Origin of the sequence: Bacteriovorax sp. DB6_IX (genome assembly GCF_000447775.1) — a bacterium.
GTDB lineage: Bacteria > Bdellovibrionota > Bacteriovoracia > Bacteriovoracales > Bacteriovoracaceae > Halobacteriovorax_A.
The window spans coordinates 1-3,083 of record NZ_AUNJ01000409.1 but is presented as its reverse complement, the minus strand read 5'-3'; the positions used below and the strand labels follow the sequence as shown (position 1 = coordinate 3,083).

Here is a 3,083-nt window from a genome sequence, read left to right as displayed (position 1 = left end):
TACAGTAACTTTCTTGATAACACCTGGAGGAAGCTCATCACCTCTGTGAAGTTTAGCGATCTCATCAGTTGTTTTTTGTCTAACTCTGTTGATTCTGTTTCTGATATCAGCAAAGTACTCAGAAAGTCTTTCTTCAAGCTCAGCTTGAAGTGGTAAGTATCCAATTAGCTCAAATGGAATCTGAGCAAGTACTTCACCAGTGATATCTGCACCTTTTTGAAGAAGTTCAGTTGAACCATCTTCTGATACAAGTTTATCAGTAGTTTTAGCACCTTTTAACATCTCAGCAATTTTTAGAATTGCAGAAGTTTGGATAGCTTTGATCTCAATTCTTTCGTCTCTTCTTAGTAGTGTTGTTTCTTGCTCAATAATCTCTTTAGATCTTGCACAAAGTTCAACACCTTCTCTTGTGTAAACACGGGCATCAATTACTGTACCTCTTACACTTGAAGGAACTCTTAGAGATGTATCTTTAACGTCTCCAGCTTTATCACCGAAAATCGCTTTAAGAAGTTTTTCCTCTGGAGAAAGCTGAGTTTCACCCTTTGGAGTAATTTTACCAACTAGGATGTCACCTGGCTTAATGATTGCACCAACTCTAACGATACCTGCTTCATCAAGATCCTTAAGAGATTCTTCTGAAACGTTTGGAATATCGCGAGTGATTTCTTCTTTACCAAGCTTAGTATCTCTAGCTTCAACTTCAAATGCTTCGATGTGAACTGAAGTAAAGATATCTCTAGCAAGTAGATCTTCTGTAATTAGGATTGAATCCTCGTAGTTGTAACCACCCCATGGCATGAACGCAACAAGTACGTTTTGCCCAAGAGCAAGGTCACCATTATCAGTACCAGGTCCATCCGCTAACACGTCACCTTTTCTAACGATATCACCCTCTTTAACAAGAGCTTTTTGGTTATTACAAGTTGACTGGTTAGTTCTTTGATATTTAACAAGTGAGTAGATATCAACACCTGACTCACCGTCTTCAAATTTATTTCTTTGAAGAACAATTCTATTTGAATCAACGAAGATAACTTTTCCATCATCTTTTGCAAAAAGAACTGCACCTGAATCTCTAGCAACTACTTTCTCAGTTCCTGTACCAACGATTGGAGCATCTGTTCTTACAACAGGCACGGCCTGTCTCATCATGTTCGATCCCATTAAGGCACGGTTGGCATCATCGTGCTCAAGGAAAGGAATAAGTGATGTTGCAATAGAGATCATTTGTGTTGGAGAAACGTCCATCAGGTCAACTTCACCAGCTTCAACAAGTGTGAATTCACCACTTGCACGAGCTGCGATCTGCTCACCAACAACTTTTCCACCAGAAACGTGTGACTCATCTACCTGAGCAATTACTTTTCCTTCTTCCTGGAAAGCTGTGAAGTATTCAACATCACCAACTGTTCTATCTTCTGCAACAGTCTGGTATGGAGTTTCAATGAATCCGTACTCAGAAACTTTTGCATATGTTGCAAGAGATGTGATCAGACCAATGTTCGGTCCTTCCGGTGTCTCAACCGGACACATTCTTCCGTAGTGAGTTACGTGAACGTCACGTACTTCGAATGAAGCTCTTTCTCTTGTTAGACCACCTGGTCCAAGTGCTGATAGACGTCTCTTGTGAGTTACTTCAGCAAGTGGGTTTGTTTGGTCCATAAATTGAGATAATTGTGAAGATCCGAAGAACTCTTTAACCGCAGCAGCAACTGGCTTTTGGTTAACAAGATCGTATGGCATCATTGTATCAATTTCTTGAATTGCCATTCTTTCTTTAACAGCTCTTTCCATTCTTACTAAACCAACGCGGAATTGGTTTTCAAGAAGCTCACCAACAGCTCTAACTCTTCTGTTACCAAGGTGATCGATATCATCTACTTTCCCCTTACCGTTGTTTAGTTCAACAAGGTATTGAGCAGTGATAATAATATCTTCTCTAGTAAGAGCAGTGTTTTCTACAGGTTCATTTCTATTGAACTTGTAGTTAATCTTCATACGACCAACTTTAGATAGGTCATACTTTTCTTCGTTGAAGAATAAGTTATCAAATAGAGCTTCTGCAGCTTCAACCGCTGGTGGCTCTCCTGGTCTTAATCTTTCGAAGATCTTGATTAAAGCGTCTTCTTTAGTATCTGTTTTATCAAGTAATAAAGTGTTTCTGATTTGATCACCGAAGTTGATCATATCGATATAAAGAACCTTAACTTCATTGATACCAGAAGCCATTAACTCTTGAATCTTAGCTTCTGAAAGAGCTTCGTTTGCAAGAGCGATAACCTCACCAGTTTCTTCGTTAAAGATATCTTCAGCAACAACTTTTCCAACAACTTCTTCTAAAGTAGCACTGATTGTAGTAATCCCTGCTTCCTCTAGCTTTCTTACAGAAGCCTTAGAGAATTTCTTACCTTTTCTAACGATAGCTTTTCCTGACTTAGGATCAACAATATCTTCTGAAGATCTTGTCCCAATCAGTAGTGAGAAATCAAGGTTTCTAGTAAAGACACCGTCGTTACCAAGAGTAATCATTTCCATGTTGTAGAACATGTCTAAGATTTGCTCAGTGTTATATCCTAATGCCTTAAGAACAACAGTTGCGTGAAGCTTTCTTTTTCTATCGATTCTAGCGAATAATACGTTTTTGTGATCGAACTCAAAGTCTAGCCAAGATCCTCTGTGAGGTATAATTCTCGCAGAGTAAAGTAGCTTACCACTTGAGTGTTTTTTTCCTGAGTCGTGCTCGAACACGATCCCTGGAGATCTGTGAAGCTGAGAAACAATTACTCTCTCAGTTCCGTTATATACAAAAGATCCTGTATCGGCCATTAGAGGAATATTACCAAGGTAAACTTCCTGCTCTTTAATTGAAGATACAGTTCTTTGTTCGTTTCCATCTTTGTCAATCGCCACATCGTAGAAAACTAGTCTAACTACGACTTTTAAAGGCGCTTCGTAAGACAATCCTCTTTGACGACATTCCTTAACTGTATACTTCGGCTCTTCAAGCGCGTAGCTTACAAACTCTAGTGAAACAGTTTTGTTAAAGTCGTGGATTGGGAAGATCGAGTTGAATACGGCTT

The 3,083-nt window shown here is 39.2% G+C and carries 1 protein-coding gene; it reads right to left on the bottom strand.

Features of this window, described 5'->3' with window-relative positions:
- A partial coding sequence (rpoB, locus tag M901_RS12870) for a DNA-directed RNA polymerase subunit beta (RefSeq protein ID WP_021278639.1) occupies window positions 1-3,083 on the bottom strand: 3,083 nt, incomplete at both ends.